Annotated in this window: 17 protein-coding genes; 14 read left to right on the top strand and 3 right to left on the bottom strand. The window is 71.4% G+C overall.

All coding sequences use genetic code 11. The features are described from left to right. Positions 1 to 96: 96 nt before the first annotated feature. A complete protein-coding gene (locus SANBI_RS03585) occupies positions 97 to 1,701 on the top strand; it encodes a S1C family serine protease (protein WP_319159002.1) in 1,605 nt (534 codons plus the stop codon). 106 nt (positions 1,702 to 1,807) lie between these two features. On the opposite strand, the gene SANBI_RS03590 is transcribed toward SANBI_RS03585, so the two are convergent. From SANBI_RS03590 to SANBI_RS03600, 3 genes are read right to left on the bottom strand one after another with little or no spacing between them, the layout of a single operon-like run. Beyond that, the gene (locus SANBI_RS03590; protein WP_319159004.1) at positions 1,808 to 3,400 is read right to left on the bottom strand and encodes a tetratricopeptide repeat protein; all 1,593 of its coding nucleotides are present in this window, start codon (positions 3,398 to 3,400) and stop codon (positions 1,808 to 1,810) included. 3 nt (positions 3,401 to 3,403) lie between these two features. Further along, positions 3,404 to 4,828, bottom strand: a complete 1,425-nt coding sequence (locus SANBI_RS03595; RefSeq protein ID WP_319159008.1) for an ATP-binding protein — start codon at positions 4,826 to 4,828, stop codon at positions 3,404 to 3,406. 10 nt (positions 4,829 to 4,838) lie between these two features. Then, positions 4,839 to 6,314, bottom strand: a complete 1,476-nt coding sequence (locus SANBI_RS03600; RefSeq protein ID WP_319159010.1) for an isochorismate synthase — start codon at positions 6,312 to 6,314, stop codon at positions 4,839 to 4,841. A gap of 60 nt (positions 6,315 to 6,374) precedes the next feature. Between SANBI_RS03600 and SANBI_RS03605 the strand changes: the two genes are divergently transcribed. The 13 genes from SANBI_RS03605 (at position 6,375) to nuoK (ending at position 20,239) form a co-directional block, all read left to right on the top strand. After that, complete coding sequence (locus SANBI_RS03605; protein WP_056136568.1) at positions 6,375 to 7,070, top strand: demethylmenaquinone methyltransferase; 696 nt, start codon at positions 6,375 to 6,377, stop codon at positions 7,068 to 7,070. Positions 7,071 to 7,453: 383 nt separating this feature from the next. Further along, entirely contained in the window at positions 7,454 to 8,749 is a 1,296-nt protein-coding gene (locus SANBI_RS03610; protein ID WP_319159014.1) for a geranylgeranyl reductase family protein, read from the top strand. Continuing rightward, positions 8,746 to 9,108, top strand: coding sequence for an NADH-quinone oxidoreductase subunit A (locus tag SANBI_RS03615; protein WP_056136572.1), 363 nt, complete (start codon positions 8,746 to 8,748; stop codon positions 9,106 to 9,108). The genes SANBI_RS03610 and SANBI_RS03615 overlap by 4 nt, the downstream gene beginning before the upstream one ends. Before the next feature lie 111 nt (positions 9,109 to 9,219). Next, positions 9,220 to 9,771: a NuoB/complex I 20 kDa subunit family protein gene (locus SANBI_RS03620; RefSeq protein ID WP_056136574.1), complete on the top strand. Its 552-nt coding sequence runs from the start codon at positions 9,220 to 9,222 to the stop codon at positions 9,769 to 9,771. Continuing rightward, the gene (locus SANBI_RS03625; protein WP_319159017.1) at positions 9,768 to 10,562 is read left to right on the top strand and encodes an NADH-quinone oxidoreductase subunit C; all 795 of its coding nucleotides are present in this window, start codon (positions 9,768 to 9,770) and stop codon (positions 10,560 to 10,562) included. The genes SANBI_RS03620 and SANBI_RS03625 overlap by 4 nt, the downstream gene beginning before the upstream one ends. Beyond that, complete coding sequence (locus tag SANBI_RS03630) at positions 10,559 to 11,941, top strand: NADH-quinone oxidoreductase subunit D (RefSeq protein ID WP_408669733.1); 1,383 nt, start codon at positions 10,559 to 10,561, stop codon at positions 11,939 to 11,941. Before SANBI_RS03625 ends, SANBI_RS03630 begins: the two co-directional genes overlap by 4 nt. After that, positions 11,938 to 12,891 carry an NADH-quinone oxidoreductase subunit NuoE gene (gene nuoE, locus SANBI_RS03635; RefSeq protein ID WP_056136581.1) on the top strand — a complete coding sequence of 318 codons (954 nt, stop codon included), beginning with the start codon at positions 11,938 to 11,940 and terminating at the stop codon, positions 12,889 to 12,891. Before SANBI_RS03630 ends, nuoE begins: the two co-directional genes overlap by 4 nt. Continuing rightward, positions 12,888 to 14,237, top strand: a complete 1,350-nt coding sequence (nuoF, locus tag SANBI_RS03640; protein ID WP_319159019.1) for an NADH-quinone oxidoreductase subunit NuoF — start codon at positions 12,888 to 12,890, stop codon at positions 14,235 to 14,237. The genes nuoE and nuoF overlap by 4 nt, the downstream gene beginning before the upstream one ends. Further along, entirely contained in the window at positions 14,237 to 16,888 is a 2,652-nt protein-coding gene (locus tag SANBI_RS03645; protein ID WP_319159021.1) for an NADH-quinone oxidoreductase subunit G, read from the top strand. The genes nuoF and SANBI_RS03645 overlap by 1 nt, the downstream gene beginning before the upstream one ends. Next, positions 16,888 to 18,282 (top strand): NADH-quinone oxidoreductase subunit NuoH, encoded by a 1,395-nt coding sequence (gene nuoH, locus SANBI_RS03650; RefSeq protein WP_319161174.1) that lies wholly within the window; start codon positions 16,888 to 16,890, stop codon positions 18,280 to 18,282. Before SANBI_RS03645 ends, nuoH begins: the two co-directional genes overlap by 1 nt. Then, positions 18,275 to 19,066 (top strand): NADH-quinone oxidoreductase subunit NuoI, encoded by a 792-nt coding sequence (gene nuoI / locus SANBI_RS03655; protein WP_319159023.1) that lies wholly within the window; start codon positions 18,275 to 18,277, stop codon positions 19,064 to 19,066. The genes nuoH and nuoI overlap by 8 nt, the downstream gene beginning before the upstream one ends. Then, positions 19,063 to 19,938: an NADH-quinone oxidoreductase subunit J gene (locus tag SANBI_RS03660; RefSeq protein ID WP_319159025.1), complete on the top strand. Its 876-nt coding sequence runs from the start codon at positions 19,063 to 19,065 to the stop codon at positions 19,936 to 19,938. Before nuoI ends, SANBI_RS03660 begins: the two co-directional genes overlap by 4 nt. Before the next feature lies 1 nt (position 19,939). Next, the gene (gene nuoK, locus SANBI_RS03665) at positions 19,940 to 20,239 is read left to right on the top strand and encodes an NADH-quinone oxidoreductase subunit NuoK (RefSeq protein WP_319159027.1); all 300 of its coding nucleotides are present in this window, start codon (positions 19,940 to 19,942) and stop codon (positions 20,237 to 20,239) included. Positions 20,240 to 20,244: the final 5 nt, after the last annotated feature.

The raw sequence follows: 20,244 nt of genomic DNA on the forward strand, positions 1-20,244 counted from the left end.
TCATTCGCAGCAAGTTCCCAGGAAAGTTCAAGGGTCGCCACAGATCGAGGGGGTTGAGTAGGGGTCAGCAGAAAGACCCGGAGAGAGGGAACCCCCATGACGACTCAGCACACACCAGCAGACGGAACCCCCGCGGACGGCGCTGACCGTCTGCAGGGCAACCAGCCCACCGAGCGCATCGAGCCGATGCAGCAGACCCGGCCGATGCCGCCCGTCCCCGAGGCACCCCGGACCCAGGCCGTGCCGCAGGCGCACGCCGCCCGGTCGGAGCACCAGCCTCAGCACGACACCTACAGCACGCACCAGGGCTCGGGCCAGCACGGCTTCGCAGGTGCTCAGCACGCTCCCCAGCAGCAGCAGCACGGCTACGGCGCGGCCTTCGGTCAGCAGCCCCCGCAGGGCGGTGGCACGGCCGTCGCGACGGCACCGGCCAAGCGACGCCTCGTGCTGCCGATCGCCACGACGGCCGTCCTGGCCGCCGTGCTCGCCAGCGCCGGCACCGCCGCGCTGACGGGCCAGCTCGGCTCGGACGACGCCGCGGGCACGGCCCCGACGAGCATCAGCAGCGTCGGCCAGAAGAACGACAGCTCGGTGGCCGTCCCGGTCGCCGAGTCGACCGACGGCTCGCCCGACTGGAAGGCCGTCAGCGCAGCCGTCGCGCCCTCCGTGGTCGCGATCAAGGTGACGACGGCCGAGGGCCAGGGCGAGGGCTCGGGCGTCATCATCGACGACCAGGGCCACATCCTCACCAACGACCACGTCGTCGGCGGCGCGAACGACGACACCGTCCAGGTGACGCTCGCCGACGGCCGGGTGTACGAGGCCAAGATCACCGGTCTCGACCCCGCGACAGACCTCGCGGTCGTGCAGATCGTCGACCCGCCCTCAGACCTCCAGTCGGCCGTCTTCGCCGACTCGGCCGAGGTGACCGTCGGCGACGCCGTGATGGCCGTGGGCAACCCGCTCGGCCTGTCGAACACCGCGACCACGGGCATCGTCTCCGCGATCGACCGCCCCGTGAGCACGGCGACCTCGGCGAGCAGCCAGGCGCCCGTCGTCACCAACGCGATCCAGATCGACGCCGCGATCAACCCGGGCAACAGCGGTGGACCGCTCTTCAACTCCCGTGGTGAGGTCATCGGCATCACCTCGTCGATCGCGTCGCTGTCCCAGTCGAGCTCGTCGAGCCAGTCCGGCTCGATCGGCCTCGGCTTCGCGATCCCCTCGACCCTCGCGAAGAACATCGGCGGGCAGCTGATCGACTCCGGGACCGCAGAGCACGCCTTCCTCGGCGTCACGCTCGGCGACGGCACAGGCACGGCCGATGGCACCACCCGTCAGGGCGCTGTCGTGGGCACGGTCTCGGACGGCTCGCCGGCCTCGGAGGCCGGGCTGCAGGCCGACGACGTGGTCGTCGCGATCGACGGCAAGGCCGTCACGGGCGCGGAGTCGCTCACAGGCTTCGTCCGCGGTCTCGCCTCAGGCACCGAGGTCACCCTCACGGTGATCCGCGACGGCAAGTCGATCGACGTCCCCGTGACGCTGGCGACGAAGACCGAAGACGCGACCAGCAACGACCAGGGCTCGGACGGCAGCGGCGACAGCGGGAGCACGCTCCCCGGTCAGGGCACGCTGCCCGGCTCGGAGTCCCCGGGCAACATCCCGGACCTGGGCGACCTGTTCCCCGGCCAGAACGGCTGAGGACAGGACACACACTCCTCCCCGGCGCGCCCCCCTCGTGCCGGGTGAGGACCCGGCGGCGCCACGTTCCCCTGCGTGGCGCCGCCTTCGTGCGTGGGCAGCCCCGTCAGTCCTGCGACGGTCCGAGGTCGGGCAGGTCCGTCAGGACCGAGAGGTCCGGCACCGTGACCGAGATGCTCGGGGACGGTGCTGGGGTGAGGCTGCCTGGAGGGATCGTCGGCCGGACCTCGCCGGTCGGGCCGACGTCGCGTGTCGACGGGTTCTCACGGGTCCACTCCGCGGTCGCCTGGCCCAGCCTGTCGGCTGACGGGACGAGCAGCACCGCGGCGGCGACAGCCAGGACCACCACGACGCTGCGCTGCACGACCGCTGTGCGGCGCACCGTGGGCAGCGGCCCCCAGCCGACAGACTCTGTGACCGCGGTCAGTGCGACGACGGCCGCGACGAGCCCCAGCGCCGCCCGGGCAGCGAGGTCCTCCGGTGTGCTCGCAGGCAGGAGCGACAGTGCTGCGACAGGGAGCAGGAGCACCGGGGTCGCGAGAGCCTGGAAGCGTCGGTCGGCTGCGACCGAGACCGTGGCGGGGCCGGGTGGCGAGCCCGCGGCCGTCCGGTCCTCGGCCTGCGAGGGGGTGCCGCCGACGACCGGCCTGGTCGCGGCGTCGGCGTCGCGGGCCGACCTGCGCTCGCGGCGGAGCTGCACGGCCCGCGCCACGACCCAGCAGCCCGAGGCCACGACGAGCAGGACGGCGCCTGCAGGGACGCCACCGGCCAGCACGAGCGACCCGAGCACCACGGCGAGCGACCCGATCCGTACGGCAGCCCGCTCGACCCAGTCCCACGGTCCGCCGAGCGCGAGCCCGGCGCGGACGGGGGCGGGAACACCCTGGGACTCCCGAAGGCCTCCGAGCGCGGACCCGAGGCCCAGCACGAGGACGAGCGCGACCCAGACGAACCGCCACGCACCGTCGAGGACCGTGAGCCCGAGAGCCGTCGCGACGGGTGCTGCCCAGAGCGCCGTGAGCCGTCGACGTCGGCGCTGGGCGACCAGGGCGAGGTAGCGGAAGTGCAGGTCCGGGTCGGTCGGAGACGCGGCGAGGAGGTCTTCGACGACTGCGACGGTCTCGTCGGACGGCTCGGAGGCGAGGTCCAGACGTGCCCGCAGCAGCCCGTCGTCCGTCGGATGCCGCTCGAGGCCCGCGCTGACCAGCCTGCGTGCCTCGGAGACCTTCCCGGCATGAGCCTCGAGCCGTGCCGCCATCGCGATCATCCAGGGCTCGTCGCCCGAGGACAGTGCGCGCCTGGACCGCTCACGGGTCAGTGCCCGGCCGGCGGGCGACCTGTCGTCGGCTCCGCTCGCCGCGAGCAGCAGCAACGCGGTCGGGTCCTCGGGGCGACGGGCGAGCACCACCTCGGCCTGCTCGGCCGTCAGCACGGTGTCGCCGAGCCTGAGCGCGGCTTCCGCCAGGACCAGCCGCGCGGCGGGCGAGACGGCGTCTACCGCGACGGCTGCGCGGGCGACCTCGACCGCCTCGGCCCACCGACCCTGCGCCGACCGGGTCTTCGCGAGGGTGAGCAGCAGGCCGAGGTCGTCTGGGTCCTCGGCCAGGGCGCGCTCGAGGAGGTCTGCGGCGCGGTCGGTCTGCCCGATCGAGAGATAGGCCTGCGCGTGGACGGCGACCTCGTCAGCGGTCTGGGCCACCGGTCAGCGTCGCTTGCGCTCGGCGAGGTGCTCCGCGAGGTCGTCGTACCGTCCGTCCGTGTTGGCGAAGGCCACGACGTTCTTCGCGGATGCGAGCCACGCACCTGTCGACGGGCGGACCTCGCCCAGCACGTGCCGCAGCTCGGTCATCGTGATCGGCTGGACCTCGCCCGAGCGGATCGAGAGCATCATGGCCTGCTCGGCCGCTGAGGCCACGAGGTGCTCGAGGTCGGCGCCCGAGAACCCTGCGGTGCTGCGCACGAGCTCGGCGACGTCGATCCCGGCGACAGGGCGGCGCTCCAGGTGCATGCGCAAGATCGCGTCACGGGCAGGCTCGTCAGGAGGCAGCACGAGCAGCATCCGGTCGAAGCGGCCAGGGCGCAGCAGGGCGGGGTCGACGTCCCACGGGCTGTTGGTCGCCGCGAGCACGAAGAGGCCGTCGTTGTCGGCCTCCATCGAGTCGAGCTCCATGAGCAGCTGGTCGACCATCGCGCGCATGCCGGACCACCCGGCGCCGATGCTCGACCGCTTCGCCCCGATCGCGTCGATCTCGTCGAGGAACAGCACGGCCGGGGTGAGCGACCGCGCACGCTCGAACAGTGCGTGCAGATTCCGCTCGGTCTGCCCGAAGTGCGGCGCGAGGATGTCGGTGAGGTTGACCGTGAGGAACCTGGCGCCGAGCTCGCCGGCGATGGCCCGCGCCATGTAGGTCTTGCCGCAGCCCGGCGGGCCGTAGAGGACGAGTCCGCCGCGGAGCGTCTTGCCGAAGGCCTTGGCGAGCTCGGGGTGGCGCATCGGCTCGAGGAAGCTCTCGCGCAGGCGGCGCTTGACGGTCTCGAGGCCACCGACGTCGTCGAGGGTCACCCGGCGCTCGTCGACGTCAAGGAGGGCCGCGGGCTCCTCGGCACCGGGCTCGACGGGCAGCGCTCGCGGGGTGGAGGTCGGCGGGGTGGATGTCGGCGGGGTGGCGTCGACGAAGGGCGGCGGGACGGAGGACTCACCCACCTCGGACTCGGCGCGGTTCCAGTCGAAGTCCAGGGACGGACGAGGTGCGTCAGGAGCTGAGGTGTCGTCGGCGACCCTCACTGGGTGGGCCGCCGCAGTGCCTGGGACCGGCGGACGGGTGTAGGCGCTCGAGCCGTCCGGTACGTCGACCGCTGACTCGCTGTGGTCCGCCTCCGACGGGCTGCTTGTGCCCAGAGCCCCTCCTCGTGCACCGGCTGCGCGCATCGCCGTGGTCGCCTCGGTGAGGAGCGCGAGGGCGTCGGTGTCGCCGGGGGAGTGGGCCAGCGCCGTCGCGGCCTGGGTCGTCGCCTCCTCCAGGCGGCCGCGGTCCAGCAGCAGCCGGGCTACCTGGAGGCGGAGCGGCGTGCTCGTCGGGTTCGCCTCGAGCGCGGCGAAGAGACTCTCGAAGAGGGGGTCGGCCATGCGGACGAGACTAGTCGGAGCCGACGGGCTCCGCGCCGAGGGCGAGCCGCATCGGCTCGAGCTTGGCCTCGGTCTCGGCCAGCTCGGCGGCCGGGTCCGAGGCGGCGACCACACCGCATCCTGCGAAGAGCCGGGCTGAGTGCGGGTCCTCGGGGTCGAGCGAGGCAGAGCGCAGCGCGATGCCCCACTCGCCGTCTCCGTCGCCGCCCACCCAGCCGACGGGACCGGCGTAGCGGGCGCGGTCCATGCCCTCGAGGGCACGGATGAGGTCGTTCGCGACGGGCGTCGGCGTACCGCACACGGCGGCGGTCGGGTGCAGCGCAGCGGCCAGGGTCAGGCTCGACGGCGGGGTGACGGTGGGACTGCCTGCGGACGTGGACGTGCTGCCTGGTCCGACCAGCCCCGAAGGGCCGACCAGCCCCGCGGTCGCGGTCGGGCTCGCAGAGCCCGCCTGGGCGGCCAGGCTGCCCGTCCCCCGCGTGCACAGCACGCCGGTGACGTCGCTCGCGAGGTGCAGCACGTTCGGCAGGTGCAGCACGAAGGGCGTCTCGGGGACGTTGAGCGACTGGCAGAACGGGGCGAGCGCCTCGGCGACCGACGCGACGGCGTACTCGTGCTCTTCGAGGTCCTTGGAGGAGTGCGCGAGCTTCGCGGCCCTGGCGAGGTCGGCCTCCTCCCCACCGGTGCGGCGGATCGTGCCGGCGAGCACCCGCGAGGTGACCAGACCCTTCTCGCTGCGGACCAGCAGCTCGGGGGTCGCGCCGACCATGCCGTCGACGCTGAAGGTCCAGCAGCCCGTGTACGCGGTCGCCAGGCGGGTCAGCAGCCACCGCGGGTCGATCGGCGCCTCGGTCCGCGCCTGGACGTCGCGCGCCATGACCACCTTGTCGAGGCGGCCGTCGCGGATCTGCTGGACCGCCTGCTCGACCGCGTCGGTCCACGCCTCGTCGGCGACGGCTCCCTGGCTGTACGTCACGGTTCCGGGTGCTGTCACCGGCTCGACGTCCTCGAGCACGTGGGCGAGCGTGGGGACGGGGGCGAGGGTCGGCGCCGAGCCTGCCGAGGTCTGCGAGGTCGTGATGGTCGTGATCCACGCGGTCCGTCCGCGTCGTCCGACGACCACCCGCGGGACGACGAGCACGCTGCGCTGCTCCGACCCCTCCTCGAAGGCGAAGGACCCGAAGGCCACGGGGCCCGTGCCAGGCAGGTCGACGTCGTCGCGCACGACGGCGCGCGAGCGCAACGCCGCCCAGGCGGCCTCGGCGTCCGCGAACCGTGTGGGGCCGCGCGTCTCGACGCGGGCCACCTCGCCCCAGGCGACCAGGCCGTCGCCGCGGCGGACCCAGGCCAGGGGAGCGGTGCGGGGGAGCAGCCTGAGCAGCGCTGCGGGGTGCTCGTCGAGGACGGTGCCGAGCAGCGTGGTGCGGACCACGAGCTGGGGTGACGACGGTTCGGGGGCAACGTCCGCGGACGACAGGGGATTCATCGCCTCCAAGCGTACGACCGCGAGGTGCCGCGTGCGTGCCTCGGGTGAGAGCATGGCCTCATGTCACGTGCGAGCCTGGACAAGAAGCCCACCGAGGTCGCGTCGATGTTCGACGGGATCGCCCAGCACTACGACCTGGTCAACGACCTGGTCTCGGCCGGGCAGACGAGGTCGTGGCGTCGCGCCACGCTCCAGGCCGTCGACGCCCAGCCGGGGGAGACGGTCCTCGACCTCGCTGCGGGGACCGGCACGTCGAGCGAGCCCTTCGCCGCGGCGGGCGCGCGCGTGGTCCCGTGCGACTTCTCCTTCGGCATGCTCAGCGTCGGCAAGTCTCGCAGGCCCGACCTCCCCTTCACAGCCGGTGACGCGACCCGTCTGCCCTTCGCCGACGCGTCCTTCGACGCCGTGACCATCTCCTTCGGCCTGCGCAACGTGGTGGACACCGTGGGCGGGCTCCGCGAGATGCTGCGCGTGGTGCGCCCGGGCGGGCGCCTCGTGGTGTGCGAGTTCTCCCAGCCGACGTGGAAGCCGTTCCGCACCGTCTACTCCGAGTACCTCATGCGCGCCCTGCCGAAGGTCGCCGGGGCCGTCACCAAGGACTCCGGCTCCTACGAGTACCTCGCGGAGTCGATCCGCGCCTGGCCCGACCAGGAGGGCCTGGGCCGTCTCCTGCTCGACGCCGGGTGGGGCTCTGTCGGCTACCGCAACCTCACCGGTGGGATCGTCGCGCTGCACAGGGCGACACGCCCGGCCTGAGTCCTCTCCCGGGTCGTCACCTGGGTGTCGGTCGGCCACCCGGCCACCCGGCCGACCGGGTGCCCGGGTGCGCCCCGGCGCTCGGACCCGGCTCTGCGCTGCCGTCCAGGGCGGCCGCGCCGGACTTCGCGGGGTACTGCAGCGACCTCTTGAGGTGCGCTCCCGCAGGTCCCTGACCTGCGGCCAGGCAAGGGTCGCCTAAGCAGACAATGTGAGGGAACCGTGGATAGAGTGGCCTCGTCGCTTGTGAAGAAGTTCACAAGCGGTCGTCGCGAGACGACCACAACCAGCACGGCAGGTACGGGGCTCGACGGTGACCTCTGTCACGGCTTGACCCCCGCCCCAGACCTCACAGGCAGCTCGCGTCGGACAGGTGGCACGGCATGAGACTCACGGGCAACGATGACGCAGACGTCATCGTCGTCGGCGCGGGCCCGGCCGGGTCTGCCGCTGCGCACTACTGCGCCGCCGCTGGCCTCGACGTCATCCTCATGGAGAAGTCAGGCTTCCCCCGCGACAAGATCTGCGGCGACGGCCTGACCCCGCGCGCCGTGAGCGAGCTCGTCCGGATGGGTGTGCCCACCCGCGAGGAAGACGGCTGGATCCGCAACATCGGTCTGCGCGCCGTCGCGGGCGGTCGCTCCTTCGAGTTCCCGTGGCCCGAGCTCCGCTCGTACCCGTCGTACGGGCTCGCGCGCTCGCGGATGAACCTCGACCAGACCCTCGCCGAGCACGCCCGGGCGACCGGCGCCAAGCTCATGGAGCGCACCAACGTCACCGGGCCCGTCGTCGACGAGCGCACGGGGCGTGTGGTCGGCGTGACCGCCAGGCCCGTCGACGCCGACGGACGGCGCGCCGGTGACGAGACGACCTACCGCGCACCTGTCGTCATCGCCGCCGACGGTGTCTCGGCCCGCATGGCGACGTCGCTCGGCATCGAGAAGGCCATGAACCGGCCGATGGGCGTCGCGGTCCGCACCTACTTCACCAGCCCCCGCCACGACGACCCGTGGATGGAGTCCCAGCTCGAGCTGTGGGACGGTGCCCCGGGGAAGTCCAACCTGCTGCCCGGGTACGGCTGGATCTTCGCCCTCGGCGACGGCACGGTCAACGTCGGTCTCGGGTCGGTCTCCTCGACCGCCGCCGCCACGAAGATCGACTACAAGAAGCTCTTCGCGCAGTGGATGGAGAACACCCCCGAAGAGTGGGGCTTCACCCCGGAGAACCAGATCGGCCCGGTCCGCGGGGCCGCGCTGCCGATGGCCTTCAACCGCAAGCCGCTCTACACCCGCGGGCTCATGCTCGTCGGCGACTCGGGCGGCATGGTGAGCCCCTTCAACGGTGAGGGCATCGCCTACGCCATGCAGGCCGGCCGCGTCGCCGCCGACGTGATCGCCCAGGCCGCCGCACGGACCACGGACGACTCGCGCGAGCGGGCCCTGTCGACCTACGCCGACACCATGAGCCGCGACCTCGGCGGCTACTACACGCTCGGGCGGATCTTCGTCCGGGTGATCGAGCACCCTCGCATCATGCGCCTGTGCACCACCTACGGGCTGCCCAGGCCGCTCGTCATGAAGATCGTCGTCAAGCTCCTGTCCGACTGCTACGAGCCTCACGGCGGCGACATCGTCGACCGCGTGATCGCCGGGCTCGCGAGGGTGGTGCCGAACGCATGAACAACCCGTACGTCCCGCTGCTGGTCCTCATGGGGATCGCGATGGTCCTCGCTCTCGGCGGCGTCGCCGCGAGCGCTGTCATCGGTCCCAAGCGCTACAACCGCGCCAAGCTCGACGCCTACGAGTGCGGGATCGAGCCGACACCGCACGCGACGGGCGGGGGCCGCTTCCCGGTGAAGTACTACCTGGTGGCGATGACCTTCATCATCTTCGACATCGAGGTCGTGTTCCTCTACCCGTGGGCCGTCGACTTCTCGACGCTCGCGATGTTCGGGCTCGTCGCGATGCTCTCCTTCCTCGCCCTCATCACCGTGCCCTTCGTCTACGAGTGGCGCCGCGGCGGATTCGAGTGGGACTGATGAACCTGCACCTGCGCACCTGCTCCTCCCGAGGAGGACCGTCGCGCGTCTCGACCGCGCTGCGAGCCTGTCCGCCCTCGGCCACGCCACGCGACGAGAGGTACTGACGACATGGGGATCGAAGAAGCTCCCTCAGGATTCCTCCTGACCACCGTCGAAGACCTTGCGGGGTACTTCCGCAAGGGTTCGCTGTGGCCGGTGACCTTCGGGCTCGCGTGCTGCGCGATCGAGATGATGGCGGCGGGCGCGAGCCGTTTCGACCTCTCGCGCTTCGGCATGGAGGTGTTCCGTGCGTCACCGCGCCAGGCGGACCTCATGATCGTGGCGGGGCGGGTGAGCCAGAAGATGGCTCCGGTCGTCCGTCAGGTCTACGACCAGATGCCCGAGCCCAAGTGGGTGCTGTCGATGGGCGTGTGCGCGTCGAGCGGCGGCATGTTCAACAACTACGCGATCGTCCAGGGTGTCGACCACATCGTGCCCGTGGACATCTACCTGCCCGGGTGCCCGCCCCGCCCCGAGATGCTCATCAACTCGATCCTCGCGCTGCACCAGCAGATCCAGGACCAGCCGCTCGGCGTCAACCGCCGGGAGGCAGCACGTGCCGCCGAGGCCGCCGCTCTCGAGGCGACCCCGACCTCCGCGATGAAGGGTCTGCTGCGATGACGGAGAAGGACCCCGGCGCAGGGGGAGGGTCGGCGGCCGAGCCGCGGACCGACGTGACAGCCGGCGGCGACGTGCTCGCGGCCCCGGCCGCTCCCGAGGGGCGTGAAGAGCTCGAGGTCGTCGAGGTCCGCACAGGGATGTTCGGGGCGCACGGCTCGGGGGACACCTCTGGCTTCGGCGGTCTCGTCCGCCCGGTCACCCGGCCGCTCGCGACGCCGAGGCCCTACGGCGGCTGGTACGACGAGGTGGTCGACGTCTTGGCCGAGGTGCTGGCCGAGGGCGGGACTGCCTTCGACACGGCCGTCGAGGGTGTGGTGGTCGACCCGCCCGCCGGTTCGGGTGCGCGGACCGAGCTGACCATCCACGTGCGGCCGGAGCACATCGTCGCGGTGTGCCAGGCGCTGCGCGACGACCAGGACCTCCGCTTCGAGCTGAGCCTGGGCGTCTCGGGCGTGCACTACCCCGGTGACGTCGGGCGCGAGCTCCACGCGGTGTACCACCTGATGTCGATCACCCACGGACGGTCGTTGCGCCTCGAGGTCACCGTGCCCGACTCCTACCCGCACATCCCGACGACCACGACCGTCTACCCGACGAACGACTGGCACGAGCGCGAGACCTGGGACTTCTTCGGGATCGTCTTCGACGGTCATCCGGCCCTGGCCCGGATCGCCATGCCTGACGACTGGCCCGGCCACCCTCAGCGCAAGGACTACCCGCTCGGTGGCATCCCCGTGGAGTACAAGGGTGCGACGGTGCCCCCGCCGGACCAGAGGAGGTCCTACTCGTGAGCACGCAGAGCAGCGCCAGGTCGACCGGACCGGCGCCCGGGACCGCCCGGCCGCACGCCGCACGCCCGCCTGTCGACGACACGTCGGTCCCGTCCTTCGAGTCCTCGGGCGGGGACTGGGACGAGATCGCGGCCGAGATCGCCGAGCTGGGCGAAGAGCGCATCGTCGTCAACATGGGTCCCCAGCACCCCTCGACCCACGGGGTCCTGCGCCTCATGCTCGAGATCGACGGCGAGACCGTGACCGAGGCGCGCTGCGGGGTCGGCTACCTGCACACGGGCATCGAGAAGAACATGGAGTTCCGCACCTGGACCCAGGGTGTCGCCTTCTGCACGCGGATGGACTACCTGGCCCCGTTCTTCCAGGAGGCCGCGTACTGCCTCGGGATCGAGCGGCTGCTGGGCATCGAGGACGACGTCCCCGAGCGCGCGCAGGTGATCCGCGTGCTGCTCATGGAGCTCAACAGGGTCGCGAGCCACCTGGTGTGCCTGGGTACCGGCGGCAACGAGATGGGCGCGACGACGGTCATGACCATCTCCTTCACAGCCCGTGAGGAGATCTTGCGGATCTTCGAGTCGGTCACGGGTCTGCGCATGAACCACGCGTTCATCCGACCCGGCGGTGTCGCGCAGGACGTCCCCGCGGGACTCTCCGAGGACTTCTGGCACATGGACGCCGAGGTCCGCAAGTACCTCGCGCAGCTGAGCGACCTCATGCTCGCCAACCCGATCTTCAAGTCCAGGCTCGTCGGCACAGGGCACCTCAACCTCGCGGGCTGCATGGCCCTTGGGGTGACAGGTCCGGTGCTCCGCTCGGCGGGTCTGCCCTACGACGTCCGCAAGTCCGCGCCGTACTGCGGCTACGAGACCTACGACTTCGACGTCCCGACCTCGACCGACGCCGACTGTTACTCCCGCGTCGTGCTGCGCATCGAAGAGTGCTACCAGTCGCTCAAGATCGCTGCGCAGTGCATCGAGCGGCTCGAGCGCTCCGTGGGTGAACCCGTGATGGTCGCCGACAAGAAGATCGCGTGGCCTGCGCAGCTGGCCGTCGGGACCGACGGTGCGGGCAACTCCTTCGAGCACATCAGGGAGATCATGGGGCAGTCGATGGAGGCTCTCATCCACCACTTCAAGCTCGTGACCGAGGGCTTCAGGGTCCCGGCCGGGCAGGTGTTCCAGACCGTCGAGCACCCCCGCGGCGAGCTCGGCGTTCACCTGGTCTCGGACGGCGGCACCCGTCCCTACAGGGCGCACTTCCGCGACCCGTCCTTCAACAACCTGCAGGCTGTCGCCCTGATGTGCGAGGGCGGCCAGGTCGCCGACGTCGTCGTCGCGGTCGCCTCGCTCGACCCAGTCCTGGGAGGTGTGGACCGATGAGCCTCGAGACCCAGCCCGCCGGGCAGCGACCTGTCGGCCCCACGGGGACCGGCTACGACGAGGTCACCCTCGCCCGGCTGACCGCCGACGCACACCAGATCGTCGCCCGGTATCCGCAGGCCCGCTCCGCGCTCCTGCCGATGCTGCACCTCGTCCAGTCCGAGGACGGCTACGTCTCCCGCTCGGGCATCACGTTCTGCGCGGGGATCCTCGACCTCACCCCGGCCGAGGTCTCGGCTGTCGCGACGTTCTACACGCAGTACAAGCGCCGCCCGAACGGTGAGTACACGGTCGGGGTCTGCACCAACACGCTCTGCGCGATCATGGGCGGCGACGAGATCTTCGACGAGCTGTCGGAGCACCTGGGGATCGGCCACGACGAGACGACCGACGACGGTGCGGTGACCCTCGAGCGGATCGAGTGCAACGCGGCCTGCGACTACGCCCCGGTGATGATGGTCAACTGGGAGTTCTTCGACCAGCAGACCCCGGCGAGCGCCCGCGGCGTCGTCGACGACCTGCGTCTGGGCAAGGACGTCGCGCCGACGCGCGGAGCGTCGTCGGTGTGCTCCTTCAAGCAGATGTCCCGCGTCCTCGCGGGGTTCACGGACGGACGCGCCGACGAGGGTGTCGGAGCCGGTGAGCCCACCACCCGGGGGACCCGGCTGGCGCGCGAGCACGGGTGGACGGCAGGTGCCGACGGCCCGGGTGGGACCGGTGCCGAAGACCAGACCCCCGACGAGGACGCTCCGGCCCAGGGCAGCGGGGTCGCCGATGCGACACCGTCGACGGGTGCCGAGCAGTCGAGCGCCGAGCGCACCGAGGAGACACCGGCCGACACCTCGCCGGCCACCACCACGTCGACCGACGAGCCGACCCCGGCCGCCGACGAGAAGACCGATCCTGCGGCCGCCGACACCACGTCGACGACCACCGAGGGGGAGCGATGAGCACCGAGCTCGCACCGGTCCTCTCCGCGCACTGGGACGCCGAGCGCTCCTGGACGCTGGAGACCTATCTCGCGAACGGCGGGTACGAGGGGCTGCGCGCCGCCCTCGCCCAGCCTGCCGCCGACGTCGTCCAGACCGTCAAGGACTCCGGTCTGCGCGGCCGAGGCGGTGCAGGGTTCCCGACGGGCATGAAGTGGGGCTTCCTGCCCGCGCCCGACGGTGGCCCGCGGTACCTCGTGGTCAACGCCGACGAGTCCGAGCCGGGGACCTGCAAGGACATCCCGCTCATGCTCGCCACACCGCAGACCCTCGTCGAGGGGGTGGCCATCACCTCCTACGCGATCGGCTGCCACCACGCCTTCATCTACGTCCGCGGGGAGGTCCTGCACGTCTACCGCAGGCTGCTCAAGGCCGTCGAGGAGGCCTACGCCGCGGGGTTCCTCGGCAAGGACGTGCTCGGCTCGGGATTCGACCTCGACGTCACCGTGCACGCCGGCGCGGGGGCGTACATCTGCGGCGAGGAGACCGCGCTGCTCGACTCGCTCGAAGGGCTGCGCGGCCAGCCGAGGCTCAAGCCGCCCTTCCCGGCCGTCGCCGGTCTCTACGCCCGGCCGACGGTCGTCAACAACGTCGAGTCTGTCGCCTCCGTGCCGCAGATCGTCGCCCGCGGGGCCTCCTGGTTCACGTCCATGGGGACCGAGCGGTCGGCCGGCCACGGGTTGTTCTCGCTCTCGGGCCACGTCACGCGTCCAGGCCAGTACGAGGCACCGCTCGGCATCACCCTCCGTGAGCTGCTCGACATGGCCGGGGGCGTCCGGGAGGGGCACGAGCTGAAGTTCTGGACACCGGGCGGGTCGTCGACGCCGATCTTCACGGCCGAGCACCTCGACGTCCCGCTCGACTACGAGTCTGTCGCCGCGGCAGGTTCGATGCTCGGCACCCGGGCGCTGCAGATCTTCGACGAGACCACCTCGGTGGTCCGTGCCGTGACCCGGTGGACCGAGTTCTACGCCCACGAGTCGTGCGGCAAGTGCACACCGTGCCGTGAGGGCACGTACTGGCTCAAGCAGGTGCTCCGGCGCCTCGAGGCCGGTCAGGGCACCCAGGGCGACATCGACACGCTCCTCGACACCTGCGACAACATCCTCGGCCGCGCGTTCTGCGCCCTCGGCGACGGTGCCACCTCGTGCATCACCTCAGCCGTCCAGTACTTCCGGGAGGAGTTCGACGCCGGGATGCACACCCCCGCGAGCGAGCTGTTCCCACCCGCGCGCTCCGCCCTGTTCGACTATCCGCCGAGGACGCGGGCCGCTGCGCTCGTAGGAGCCGGCGCAGGAGGCCACTGATGACCGTCACCGACAACAAAGGCGCTGTCGACAAGGGCGCACAGGCCGAGCCCCCGGCACGGCCCGACCACATCAGCTTCACCCTCGACGGCGTCGAGGTCTCCGTGCCCAAGGGCACCCTCGTCATCCGCGCAGCCGAGCAGGTCGGGGTGCAGATCCCGAGGTTCTGCGACCACCCGCTGCTCGAGCCCGCCGGCGCGTGCCGCCAGTGCCTCGTCGACGTCGCGATGCCCGACCGCGAGGGCAACGTCCGTCCGATGCCCAAGCCGCAGGCCTCCTGCACCCTCGAGGCGACGCCGGGCATGGTCGTCAAGACCCAGCACACCTCGGCTGTCGCCGACAAGGCGCAGAAGGGGGTCATGGAGCTGCTGCTCATCAACCACCCGCTCGACTGCCCCGTCTGCGACAAGGGCGGCGAGTGCCCCCTGCAGAACCAGGCCATGAGCAACGGTCGGCCGACCAGCCGCTTCGTCGACGTCAAGCGGACCTTCCCCAAGCCGATCTCGATCTCGACCGAGATCCTCCTCGACCGTGAGCGCTGCGTGCTGTGCCAGCGCTGCACGAGGTTCTCCAAGCAGATCGCCGGAGACGCCTTCATCGACCTGCAGAAGCGTGGCGCGCAGCAGCAGATCGGCCGCTTCGACACCGACGTGCTCGGCTTCGCGGACCCCGAGGGCCCGGGCGACAGGCCCACGGGCGGCGCCGAGCCCGACGAGTCCGGGCAGCCCTTCGCGTCGTACTTCTCCGGCAACACCGTGCAGATCTGCCCGGTCGGTGCCCTGACCGGGGCCGCCTACAGGTTCCGGTCCCGTCCCTTCGACCTGGTCTCGACGCCGTCGGTCGCCGAGCACGACTCCTCGGGATCGGCGATCCGCGTCGACCACCGCCGCGGCACCGTGATGCGCCGGCTGGCGGGGGAGGACCCTGCGGTCAACGAGGAGTGGATCACCGACAAGGACCGTTTTGCCTTCACGTGGCAGACCGCGCCGGACCGCATCACCACACCGATGATCCGCGAGCGCGGGGCCGACGGCTTCCGCGGCGAGCTGCGCCCGGCCAGCTGGATGGAGGCCTTCGACGCGGCCGCCGCCGGTCTGCGGGCCGCGTGCACGGCGGACAGGCGCTCGGCCGGCGGTGTCGGTGTGCTGCCCGGCGGTCGGCTGACGATCGAAGACGCCTACGCCTACGCGAAGTTCGCCCGGGTGGTGCTCGGCACCAACGACGTCGACCACCGTGCCCGGGTGCACTCCGACGAAGAGCTCGCCTTCCTCGGGCACGCCGTCGCCGGTTCTGGTCTGGGTGTCACCTTCGACGCCCTCGAGTCGGCCTCGGCCGTGCTGCTCGTCGGGCTCGAGCCCGAGGAAGAAGCCGGGGTCGTGTTCCTCAGGCTGCGCAAGGCCGCCAAGACCCGTGGTCTGCGAGCCTTCAGCATCGCGCCCTTCGCCTCGCGCGGTCTGCTGCGGATCGGCGACCGGGGCGGCGAGCTGCTCCCCGCTGCGCCGGGGACCGAGCCCGAGGTGCTCGACGCCGTCGGGACCGATGACGACCTCGCCCACGTGCACGACGCGCTCGCGGACGGCGGCCGGGGCGTGATCCTCGTCGGGGAGCGTCTCGCAGGCGTCCCCGGGGGCCTCTCCGCCGTGCTGCGGCTCGCCGAGCGCACAGGCGCACGGGTCGCCTGGGTCCCGCGGCGTGCTGGTGAGCGCGGCGGTGTCGAGACCGGCACCCTGCCCACCCTGCTGCCGGGCGGTCGCCCGGTCTCCGACGCCGCGGCGCGGGTCGACCTCGCGGCCGCGTGGTCGGTCGACACCCTCCCGCATTCCCCGGGCCTCGACACGGCCGGGATCGTCTCGGCCCTCGCGGAGGGGCGGTTGCGCGGTGTGGTCGTCGGCGGTCTCGAGCTCGCCGACCTGCCCGACCCTGTCGCGGCGCGCGGTGCCCTCGAGGTGGCGGACTTCGTCGTCTCGCTCGAGGTGCGGGCGAGCGACGTGACCGAGCACGCGGACGTGGTCTTCCCCGTCGCGCCGCCGGCCGAGAAGGCCGGCGCGTACTGGAGCTGGGAGGGTCGCATCCGTCCCTTCCCCGCAGCGCTGGACTCCTCTGCGCTGTCCGACCACAGGGTGCTCGACGCCGTCGCTGACGTCATGGGTGTCTCGCTCGGTCTGGGGTCGCTCGACGCCGCACGCGCCGAGATCGAGCAGCTCGCCGGCTGGGACGGTGCGCGGGTCGAGGCTCCGGCCGAGCCCGTGACCGAGCCTGCGGGGCTCCAGCCTGGTCAGGCCGTGCTCGCCGGGTGGCGGATGCTGCTCGACTGCGGGCGGGCCCAGGACGGCGAGCTCTTCCTCGCCGGGACGGCCAAGCGGCCTGTCGCCCGGATGTCGGCCACCACGGCGGCGGCGCTCGTGACCGGTGCAGGCAGGGATACGGCCCCTGTCGGCGGTGACCTGCCGTCGTCAGTCGAGGTGTCCACGTCGACGGGCGCGATCACGCTCCCGCTCGTCGTGACGGACATGCCGGACCACGTGGTCTGGGTGCCGCTCAACTCCCCGGGGTCGCAGGTGCACAGCACCCTCGGCGTCTCGCCCGGCGCAGTCGTCCAGGTGCGCGCCGCCGGCGCCGTACCGACCTCCGTCGAAGGGCACGGTGCGTGATGGTCGACTTCTCGAACGACACCTTCTGGACCTACCTCGTCAAGGCCGTCCTCATCCTCGTGTTCTTGCTGACGAGCGTGCTCATCGCGATCTGGTTCGAGCGCAAGGTGGTCGCCCGCATGCAGGTGCGGCCCGGGCCCAACGTGCACGGGCCCTTCGGGCTGCTGCAGTCCCTCGCCGACGCGATGAAGCTGCTCCTCAAAGAAGACATCACCGTCAAGGCGGCCGACAAGATCGTCTACCTCGTCGCGCCGATGATCTCGGTGTTCTGCGCGCTGCTGACCTTCGCGGTCATCCCGCTCGGACCGCAGGTGACCATCCCCTTCACGAACATCTCGACACCCGCGCAGCTGACCGACTTCCCTGTCGCTGTCCTGTACATCCTCGCCTGCGCGTCGGTCGGCGTGTACGGGATCGTGCTCGGCGGCTGGTCCTCGGGCTCGACGTACCCGCTGCTCGGCTCGGTCCGCTCGACGGCGCAGGTCATCAGCTACGAGCTCGCGATGGGACTGTCCCTCGTGAGCGTCTTCATCATGGTCGGCTCGATGTCGACGGGTGACATCGTCGACTACCAGACCGAGTACTGGCTGATCCTGCCGCTGTTCCCGGCCTTCCTCATCTACGTGATCTCGATGGTGGGCGAGACGAACCGTCTGCCCTTCGACCTCCCCGAGGCCGAGGGCGAGCTCGTCTCCGGGTACATGACCGAGTACTCCTCGATGAAGTTCGCGTGGTTCTTCCTCGCCGAGTACATCAACATGATCAACGTCTCCGCAGTCGCCACGACGCTGTTCCTCGGTGGGTGGCGCGCCCCCTTCCCGATCTCCGCGATCAACGACGGCATGTTCAACGAGGGCTGGTGGCCCATCCTCTGGTTCCTCGTGAAGATGTGGGGCTTCATGTTCCTCTTCGTGTGGATCCGCGGGACGGTCCTGCGCCTGCGCTACGACCAGTTCATGCGCTTCGGCTGGAAGGTGCTCATCCCGGCCGCACTCGCCTGGATCGTCTGTGTCTCGGTGGTCCGCGGTGTCCGCGAGTTCAGCGGCGTCGACCTCCAGACCGTCGGGGTCGTGGTCTTCGCGGTCGCCCTGCTGGCGATGCTGGTGCTGAGGTTCTGGCCCGAGAAGCAGCCTGCGTCGGCGCAGGAGCCTGCGGGAGCTGGCGGTGCTGCGGGCGCCGGAGGTGCTGCGGCCGGCGAGCCCTTCGACGCCTTCGCGGGTGGATATCCCGTCCCCCCGCTGCCCGGGCAGTCGCTCCCACCCTCGCCGCGTGCAGCGCGGCGCCAGCGAGCCACCGCGGCGATCTCAGCAGGTCCAGCCGGCCCAGGCGGCCCAGGCGTCCCAGCAGCGTCCGACAGCTCGACGGCCCACGCGAAGGAGACCGACGATGAGTGACCACGGCACGCACAGCACGCACAGCAGTGACGGAGGCCGCGAGACGACCGGCGGACCTGCGACAGGCTCGACCGACGGCTCGGCCGGGTACCAGCAGCTGCGCCCGGCAGCGTCGGGGGTCCGCGAGCTCATCGCCCCCGTCGCCGGTTTCGGCGTGACCTTCTCCTCGATGTTCAGGCCGACGGTCACGGAGCAGTACCCCTTCGAGAAGGTGCCCACCAAGCCCCGGTACCACGGCCGGCACCAGCTCAACCGCTACGCCGACGGCCTAGAGAAGTGCATCGGCTGCGAGCTCTGCGCCTGGGCCTGCCCGGCGGACGCCATCTACGTCGAGGGCGCGAGCAACGCCGACCTCCCTGACGGCGGTCACAGGTCACCCGGTGAGCGGTACGGGAGCGTCTACCAGATCAACTATCTGCGCTGCATCTTCTGCGGCCTGTGCATCGAGGCCTGCCCGACCCGCGCGCTCACCATGACCAACGAGTACGAGCTGACAGGCCCGACACGTGCCGGGCTGATCTTCGAGAAGGAGGACCTCTTGGCCCCGCTGCGCGACGGCATGCTCGCCGCACCGCACCCGATGGTCCCCGGGACCGAGGACACCCAGTACTACCGCGGCGAGGTCACCGGGCCGACGCCCGAGCAGGTCGCGTGGGTCGCCGAGCACAGGCCCGACGACCCGACGCTCGAGACGGCCCGCGCCGCCGCCGGGCGGGGCGCCTCGGGACCAGCCGCGTCGGCACCCGCGACAGCACCCGCTCCGACCGGGACGGGCCGCTCGTGACGAGCGGGGCGGAGGCCGTCCTCTTCTGGTGCCTCGCGCCGCTCATGGTGATCGCCGCGCTCGGGCTGCTCTTCGCCCGCAAGGCCGTGCACGCCACGCTCTGCGTCGTCTTCGTCATGGTCTGCCTGGCCGTCATGTACGTCGCCCTCGAGGCGCCGTTCCTCGGCATCGTGCAGATCGTCGTCTACACGGGCGCCGTGATGATGCTCTTCCTCTTCGTCATCATGCTGGTCGGCGTCGACGCCTCGGACTCCCTCGTCGAGACCATCCGTGGTCAGCGGCTCGTGGGCTGGTTGCTCGGCATCGGGCTCGGCGCCGTGCTCGTCGGCGTGATCCTGCGGGTGTCCTTCCCCGCAGGGATCGGTCTCGAGGAGGCGAACGCCGACACCAACCCCGTCGCGATCGCCCGGGTGCTCTTCGGCGACTTCGTGTTCAACCTCGAGGTCGTCGGCGTCCTGCTCATCACGGCCGCCCTCGCCGCCCTCACGCTCACCCACAAGCAGCGGCTCACCCCGCGCGTGGGTCAGAAGGAGCGCGCCGACGCACGGGTCGCGAGCGGAGAGTCGCTCGTCCCGCTGCCCGCCCCGGGGGTCTACGCCCAGCGCAACGCGATGGACGTCCCAGCCCTCGACCCGCAGGGCCGACCCATCGAGGCCTCGGTCTCGCGGGTGCTGCGGGTGCGCGGGCAGGAGCGGCAGGCGCCGCTCGACGCGCAGATCGCGCACCTGTCCGGCCAGGGACCACGGGGTGTCGGCTCGGGCCCGTCGCACGACGTGGACCGCACGGACGGCCCCGGCGAGCCGACGGCCGACCCCAGCACCCCGGGTGCGGCCGACACCACCCCGCCGCGGACCACCGAGGAGGAGAGCTGACATGGACATGTCCAACTACCTCGTGCTTTCGGCCCTGCTGTTCTCGATCGGCGCCACGACGGTCCTCCTGCGCCGCAACGCGATCATCGTGTTCATGGGGATCGAGCTCATGCTCAACGCCTCCAACCTCGCCTTCGTGACCTTCGCGCGCATGCACGGAGACCTCAGCGGCCAGGTCATCGCCTTCTTCGTGATGGTCGTCGCAGCCGCCGAGGTGGTCGTCGGGCTCGCCATCATCGTGTCCATCTTTAGAACCCGCAGGTCTGCGTCGGTCGACGACGTCAACCTGCTGAAGAACTGACGGGG

The organism is Sanguibacter biliveldensis (assembly GCF_033798665.1).
GTDB lineage: Bacteria > Actinomycetota > Actinomycetes > Actinomycetales > Cellulomonadaceae > Sanguibacter > Sanguibacter inulinus.

Bases quoted from the DNA above. Each gene is read 5' to 3' on its own strand.
- SANBI_RS03615 (WP_056136572.1), top strand. From the start codon at position 8,746: ATGAACAACCCGTACGTCCCGCTGCTGGTCCTCATGGGGATCGCGATG.
- nuoI (WP_319159023.1), top strand. From the start codon at position 18,275: ATGAGTGACCACGGCACGCACAGCACGCACAGCAGTGACGGAGGCCGC.
- SANBI_RS03625 (WP_319159017.1), top strand. From the start codon at position 9,768: ATGACGGAGAAGGACCCCGGCGCAGGGGGAGGGTCGGCGGCCGAGCCG.
- SANBI_RS03595 (WP_319159008.1), bottom strand. From the start codon at position 4,828: ATGGCCGACCCCCTCTTCGAGAGTCTCTTCGCCGCGCTCGAGGCGAAC.
- SANBI_RS03645 (WP_319159021.1), top strand. From the start codon at position 14,237: ATGACCGTCACCGACAACAAAGGCGCTGTCGACAAGGGCGCACAGGCC.
- nuoE (WP_056136581.1), top strand. From the start codon at position 11,938: ATGAGCCTCGAGACCCAGCCCGCCGGGCAGCGACCTGTCGGCCCCACG.
- nuoH (WP_319161174.1), top strand. From the start codon at position 16,888: ATGGTCGACTTCTCGAACGACACCTTCTGGACCTACCTCGTCAAGGCC.
- SANBI_RS03585 (WP_319159002.1), top strand. From the start codon at position 97: ATGACGACTCAGCACACACCAGCAGACGGAACCCCCGCGGACGGCGCT.
- nuoF (WP_319159019.1), top strand. From the start codon at position 12,888: ATGAGCACCGAGCTCGCACCGGTCCTCTCCGCGCACTGGGACGCCGAG.
- nuoK (WP_319159027.1), top strand. From the start codon at position 19,940: ATGGACATGTCCAACTACCTCGTGCTTTCGGCCCTGCTGTTCTCGATC.
- SANBI_RS03600 (WP_319159010.1), bottom strand. From the start codon at position 6,314: ATGAATCCCCTGTCGTCCGCGGACGTTGCCCCCGAACCGTCGTCACCC.
- SANBI_RS03605 (WP_056136568.1), top strand. From the start codon at position 6,375: ATGTCACGTGCGAGCCTGGACAAGAAGCCCACCGAGGTCGCGTCGATG.
- SANBI_RS03610 (WP_319159014.1), top strand. From the start codon at position 7,454: ATGAGACTCACGGGCAACGATGACGCAGACGTCATCGTCGTCGGCGCG.
- SANBI_RS03620 (WP_056136574.1), top strand. From the start codon at position 9,220: ATGGGGATCGAAGAAGCTCCCTCAGGATTCCTCCTGACCACCGTCGAA.